The 5,993-nt window shown below is 71.3% G+C and carries 6 protein-coding genes; 5 read left to right on the plus strand and 1 reads right to left on the minus strand.

The window, feature by feature from the left end; all coding sequences use genetic code 11:
- Positions 1-771, minus strand: a 771-nt coding sequence (locus tag QH283_RS18215) for a lysophospholipid acyltransferase family protein (RefSeq protein ID WP_348538287.1), incomplete at its 3' end; no start/stop codon positions are given.
- A 167-nt stretch (positions 772-938) separates the two neighbouring features.
- Here QH283_RS18215 and QH283_RS18220 point away from each other — a divergent pair.
- The 5 genes from QH283_RS18220 (at position 939) to QH283_RS18240 (ending at position 5,853) form a co-directional block, all read left to right on the plus strand.
- Positions 939-1,820: a hypothetical protein gene (locus QH283_RS18220; protein ID WP_280504194.1), complete on the plus strand. Its 882-nt coding sequence runs from the start codon at positions 939-941 to the stop codon at positions 1,818-1,820.
- A 138-nt stretch (positions 1,821-1,958) separates the two neighbouring features.
- A complete protein-coding gene (locus QH283_RS18225; RefSeq protein WP_280504195.1) occupies positions 1,959-2,900 on the plus strand; it encodes a TauD/TfdA dioxygenase family protein in 942 nt (313 codons plus the stop codon).
- Between the two features lie 204 nt (positions 2,901-3,104).
- Positions 3,105-3,746 (plus strand): ABC transporter permease, encoded by a 642-nt coding sequence (locus tag QH283_RS18230; RefSeq protein ID WP_280504196.1) that lies wholly within the window; start codon positions 3,105-3,107, stop codon positions 3,744-3,746.
- On the plus strand, positions 3,746-5,053 hold the full coding sequence (locus QH283_RS18235) for an ABC transporter ATP-binding protein (protein WP_280504197.1): 1,308 nt from the start codon (positions 3,746-3,748) through the stop codon (positions 5,051-5,053). The genes QH283_RS18230 and QH283_RS18235 overlap by 1 nt, the downstream gene beginning before the upstream one ends.
- Positions 5,050-5,853, plus strand: a complete 804-nt coding sequence (locus QH283_RS18240; protein ID WP_414689537.1) for an ABC transporter permease — start codon at positions 5,050-5,052, stop codon at positions 5,851-5,853. Before QH283_RS18235 ends, QH283_RS18240 begins: the two co-directional genes overlap by 4 nt.
- Positions 5,854-5,993 lie beyond the last annotated feature (140 nt).

Raw genomic sequence — 5,993 nt, forward strand, 5'->3', positions numbered from 1 at the left:
CCCCCCCCCCCCGCTCGCCCCACCCGCCCTCCGGCCCCCCCCGCCCCCCCCGCCGCCCCCGCCTTTGCCCCCCGGCCGCCCGCGCCCCCGCGCGCCGCGCCCCAGCGGCCGTTCCGCCGCCCACGTCGCTGCCGACGGGTGGCGAGAGGCGTAGCCGTCCACCCGCACCTGACCGGTGTGCTCGCCGATCCGCCGCATGAGCGCGTCGGTCGCCGCACGAACTCCCGCCGACCCCGCACGCCGGTAGGGCTCGAGATCCATCGGCTCCAGGATCTCGAGCACCACCCGGCGCCGCCACCAGGGCGACCCCGGCTCGCGGCGGGTGCCCGAGAGCGCGATCGGCACCAGTGGCGCCCCGGTCGCCAACGCGACCCGGACCGCGCCCGTCCTACCCCGGTAGAGCCTGCCGTCCGGTGACCGCGTGCCCTCCGGGTGAATGCCCCAGGCCCCGCCGCCCTCGAGGATTCGCGTCGCGGCCGCCAGCGCGGGCGAGGCGCTCGCGCCGCCCCGGCGGTCCACCGGGATCTGGCCGACCCAGGAGAAGAACCACCGCCGCAGCGTTCCGGCGACGCCCGTGCCGTCGAAGTACTCGCGCTTGGCCAGGAAGGTGACCGGCCGCCGCGCCGCGAGCACCACGTAGAACGAGTCGGCCACGGCCAGATGATCGGCCGCCAGGATCACCGGGCCGGTGCTCGGAATGTGCTCTCGTCCCGGAATTTTCGGCCTGCCCCACAGCAGGAGGGCGGGGCCGACGGCGACGTGTCTGCACAGGCGGACGGCCGGGCGGCGATTTCTTTCACGGTGATCGCAAACATTGACGCGCCGGCGCGCGAATCACGTTGCCGGACAGGGATCGCACCAGGTCGGAGGGGTTGCTACGATGCGGATTGCCCGTTTGTTCGCCGCGGCCGCCGCGCCGGAAGGTGACGAGGCAGTTCTTGTCGGGCGGAAGGGGCTTCGGCATTTCCAACGGCATTTCCACTGGCGCTTCCACTGGCATTTCCACTGGCACTTCCAACGGCATTCTGCTCGACACGAACTACCTCTCGCGATGGCAGCAGGGCGGGATCGACCAGCCCGCCGCGGGCAGGCTCGCCGTCAGCACCACGGCGTTGCAGGAGCTGTACGGCATGCAGGCGAGCACCGGCTGGGGATATCGCTATCTGCTGCCGCGCGTGACCGGGTCGCGGCGCGCGGCGCGGGTGCCCTCGCCCGCCGATCTCGAGCGCGATCGCGCCCGTATCCAGCAGGGCGTGGCCTGGCGGGACAGCACCGACCGGCTGGTGGTCGACTTTCCCGTCGAACTGGCCGGATACGGCTTCGTCACCACCTACGAAAAGTCCCATCACGCGCTGGCCGAACTACAGATCGCGGGCGCGACCGACATCCTGCACACCGTCGCCACCTGGGCCGTCGGCCGGGACATGGGGCGCATCGTCGAGGAGCGCAGCGAATTCGTCGCCCGCGCCGGGATCGAACCCATCCCGTTGACCGAGCGCGACATCGACACCGCCGTCGACCTGCTGCGTGAATTCCTGGCCGCGGGAAACAATCTCAAACGGCACCGCCGCAACTCCTTCAACGATCTGCTCATCCTGGCGACCGCGCTGCGGCGGGGGATGGGCCTGGCCACCGACGACCGTTTGCTGCTCGAGCTCGCCCTGCGCGCGGGGCTGACCGAGACCGACGAGGTGGCGGGCTTCACCACCCTCGCGCCCGCGGTCCGGTACGACCCGCCGCGCCCGCACGCCGAGTCCAAGCGCTACGTCAACGCGACCTGGCGTTCCCGGCGCGCCCGCGCCTTCCGCGACCGGAGTTGACCCCGCGACCGTGGGTGCTCGCCGCCGTGTTCGCTGAACGATTGCCCTTTCGAATCGCGGTGACGCCAACCCTGTCGGCACGGGGGTGATCGCTGGTGGAATCCGAGACGTCACAGGTTCGAGTGAAAGGCCGAGAGCATGTCCGTCGATTTCGCCATCGCCCCGCAGACCGCCGCGGAGACCGGGGTCGAGGTGGTCAAGCTCGGCGCGCACATCGGCGCGCGGATCGAGGGCGTGCGCCTGGGCGGCGACCTCGACGCGGCCACCGTGGACGCGATCCGCGCGGCCCTGGCCGAGCACAAGGTGATCTTCTTCCGCGGCCAGCACCACCTGACCGAGGACGGCCAGTACGAGTTCGCCCAACTGCTCGGCACACCGACCACACCACACCCGACGGTGAAATCGGCGGGCACCAAGAGCCTGGCGATCGATTCCACCCAGGGCAGGGCCAACAGCTGGCACACCGATGTGACCTTCGTCGATCGGGTGCCGAAGGCCTCCATCCTGCGCGCGGTGACGCTGCCGAGCTACGGCGGCTCCACCACCTGGGCCTCCACCGTCGCCGCCTACAACTCGCTGCCCGAGCCGCTCAAGCGGCTGGCCGAGAGCCTGCGAGCTCGCCACGACAACCGCTACGACTACGCCCTCGAGGCCGAGGACCGCCCCGACGAGGGCGCCCTGGCCTACCGCCGCGAGTTCGAGTCCACCTACTTCGAGGCCGAGCACCCGGTGGTGCACGTGCACCCCGACACCGGTGAACGCGCCCTGCTGCTGGGCAATTTCGTCAAGCGCATCGTCGGGCTGCCCGGCACCGAGTCGCACGCGCTGTTCCGCCTCTTCCAGGACCGGGTGACCCGCCTCGAGCACACCACCCGCTGGAACTGGGAGCTCGGCGACGTGGCGATCTGGGACAACCTGGCCACCCAGCACTACGCGATCGACGACTACGACGGCGCCGAGCACCGCAGGCTCACCCGCATCACCTTGGCAGGCGGCATCCCGGTCGGCGTGGACGGCTCGACCAGCACCCTCGTCGCGGGCGACGCCTCGGCGTACTCGCGCCTCGCCTCGGTGGCCTGACAACCGCCCCGTGTGCACACGCGCCGCCGCGCACCCGGCGGCGAACGCGGTCCCGGCGCCCGGCCGCCCGAGGGGCAATCGGGCGGTTCGGCGTGCCTCACGGGCGATGGTGGGGCAGAATCGCCTAGCATTCGGCGGCACATGCACGACGGTCGTCACCCGCGAACGGGCCGGCCGGACATCGGCTGACGATGGGATATCGGCGTGAATGTGTGGAGCTACATCCAGGGACGGGAAGAGACGCTGCTGTTCCTGACCTACCAGCACGCGTCACTGGCCTTCCAGACGGTCCTGGTCGGCACGGTCGCCGCCGTGCTCATCGCGGTCGCCGTCTACCGCTACCCGCTGGCCTCGGCGCTCACGCTCACCTCGAGCCGGGTCGCGCTGACCATCCCCTCACTGGCGCTGCTGGCGCTGCTGCTGGTGCCCTTCGGCCTCGGCGTGGTGCCGTCGTTTCTCATGCTGGCCTTCTTCGCGGCCATGCCGGTGATCGGCAACGCCGTGGTCGGGCTGCGCTCGGTGCCCGCCGCCGTGGTGGAGGCCGCGCGCGGGATCGGCCTGCCGCGCTGGCGCATCCTGCTGACCGTCGAGCTGCCGATCGCCTGGCCGGTCATCCTCACCGGCATCAGGGTGTCCACGCAGATGATCGTCGGTGTGGCCGCCATCGTCGCCTACGTGCTCGGCCCCGGTCTCGGATCGCTGATCTTCAACGGCCTGTCCCGGCTCGGCGGCGCCAACGCGCTGGAGATGGCGCTCACCGGAACCGTTCTCATCGTCGCCATCGCCTTGGTGTTCGACGCACTGCTCGTCCTGCTCGGGCGTCTCACGATCGCGAAAGGACTGTGATGGCTCCAGCGGAAACGACACCCGAACGCCACGTCACCGGCGCGGACATCGTCCTCGACTCGGTCGTCAAGCGCTACCGGGGGCAGCGCACCCCCGCGGTGGCCCGGCTCGACCTGGCGATCGCGGCGGGCGACATCGCCGCCTTCGTCGGCCCCTCCGGCTGCGGCAAGACCACCACGCTCAAGATGATCAACCGGCTCATCGAACCCACCGAGGGCCGCATCCTGATCGGCGGGCGCGATGTCACCAAGGAGGACCCCGACACGCTGCGCCAGGGCATCGGCTACGTCATCCAGTCCGGCGGCCTGTTCCCGCACTGGTCGGTGGCCAAGAACATCGGCGCCATCCCGCGCGTGCTCGGCTGGGACCGCAAGCGCATCGCCGAACGCACCGAGTACCTGCTCGACCTGGTCGGTCTCGATCCGCGCGAGTTCGCGCACCGGCTGCCCAAGGACATGTCCGGTGGGCAGCAGCAGCGCGTCGGCGTGGCCCGCGCCCTGGCGGCCGACCCACCGGTGCTGCTCATGGACGAGCCGTTCGGCGCGGTCGATCCGATCACCCGGATCCGCCTGCAGGACAGCCTGCTGGCGATCCAGCAGGAACTCGGCAAGACCATCGTGATCGTCACCCACGACTTCGAGGAGGCCACCAAGCTCGGCGACAAGGTGCTCATCCTGTCCGCGGGCGGTCACGTCGAGCAGTACGCCACCCCGGAACAGATCCTCACCGACCCGGCCACGCCGTTCGTGGAGGAATTCGTCGGCTCCGGCGCGAAACTCGCCTATCTCACCGTGTCCAGGGTGCGCGATGTGTCGACCCAGCCGGTCACCACCGCCCGCGTCGGCGAACCCACCGGGGAGGTGCTCGCCCGCGCCGAGGCCGCCGGCCACACCTGGGTGGTCGTGGTGGACGAACACGACCGGCCGCGCTCGTGGCCAACTCTGGCCGAGGTGCGCAGCAAGCCGGAGATCTCCGACTATCTCGACCGTCGCCTGCCGGTGGTGGCGCGCTCGTCCACCCTCAACGACGCGCTCGACGCCATGCTCGCCACCAGCCAGGGCGCGGCGCTGGTGACCGACGGCCGCGGCGCGGTGACCGGATCGCTGAGCATCGAGGCCGTGACCGAGGTGATCCGCGCCAAACTGGCCGAGAGCCGTGGCGAGCAGGAGAACCTGTCCTACGAGACCTACGTGCCCGGCACCGATCCGACGCCGACCCCGGTGGTCGCCGCCGACGAACCCGGCACGGCCGCCGCCGAATCGGCCGAACCCGAATCGGCCGAACCCGGATCGGCGCAGGCGTCGTGACCGCCACCGCGTCCCCCGCGCGCACCACCCCCGCCGCACCCGCGGCCGCAGGCTCCGCCCTGGCCCGCCGCCTCGCCCGCCTGCCCATGGACGTGTGGTTCGAGCCGCTGATCATCGTGGTCCTCGGCGTGGGCTACCTGCTGTGGTACCGCTCGGCCACGCTCACCCCGACCGAGCAGGCCTCCCTCGGCTGGGACAACCTGCAGACCACCATCCTCGAGCACGTGAAGCTGACCCTGGTCGCCACCGTGATCGTGGTCGCCCTGGCCATCCCGCTCGGCATCCTGCTCACCCGGCCCGCGCTGCGGCGGCTCGAGCCGATCGCGGTGAACATCGCCAACATCGGCCAGGCCGCGCCGGCGGTCGGGCTGCTCGTGCTGTTCACCTTCTGGCTCGGCACCGGATTCCGCACCGCCGTGGTCGGTCTGGTCGTCTACGCGGTGCTGCCCATCCTGCAGAACACCATCGTCGGCCTGCGCCAGGTCGACCGGCGCACCATCGAGGCCGCCCGCGGCATCGGCTTCTCCGCCCTGCGCACCCTGGTGCAGGTCGAGTTGCCGCTGGCGGTGCCGGTCATCCTCAACGGCGTGCGCACCGCCCTGGTCATCCTGGTCGGCACCGCGACGCTGAGCACCTTCATCGGCGCCACCAGCCTCGGCACGCTGATCACCACCGGCGTCACACTCTTCCTGCCGAAACTGCTGGTGTCGGGGGCGATCCTGGTGGCGCTGCTCGCCCTGATCATCGACTGGCTCGGCAGGCTCGTCGAACTGGCCGCGACCCCGAGGGGGTTGTCGTGATCGCCGCGGGCCGCGCGGGTGCGAACCGCGCACTGACCGGACTGCTCGCCGTGTTCACCGCGGCCGTGCTCGCGGGCTGTGGCCTGGTGAGCTCCTCGGGCACCTTCCACGACGCCACCCTCCCCGACGGACAGCGCCCG

Origin of the sequence: Nocardia farcinica, from assembly GCF_029867845.1 — a bacterium.
GTDB classification, from domain to species: Bacteria; Actinomycetota; Actinomycetes; order Mycobacteriales; family Mycobacteriaceae; genus Nocardia; species Nocardia farcinica_A.

What these genes read in the sequence shown, in the direction of transcription:
- QH283_RS18225 (WP_280504195.1), top strand. Translation starts at nt 1,959, where the DNA reads ATGTCCGTCGATTTCGCCATCGCCCCGCAGACCGCCGCGGAGACCGGG.
- QH283_RS18235 (WP_280504197.1), top strand. Translation starts at nt 3,746, where the DNA reads ATGGCTCCAGCGGAAACGACACCCGAACGCCACGTCACCGGCGCGGAC.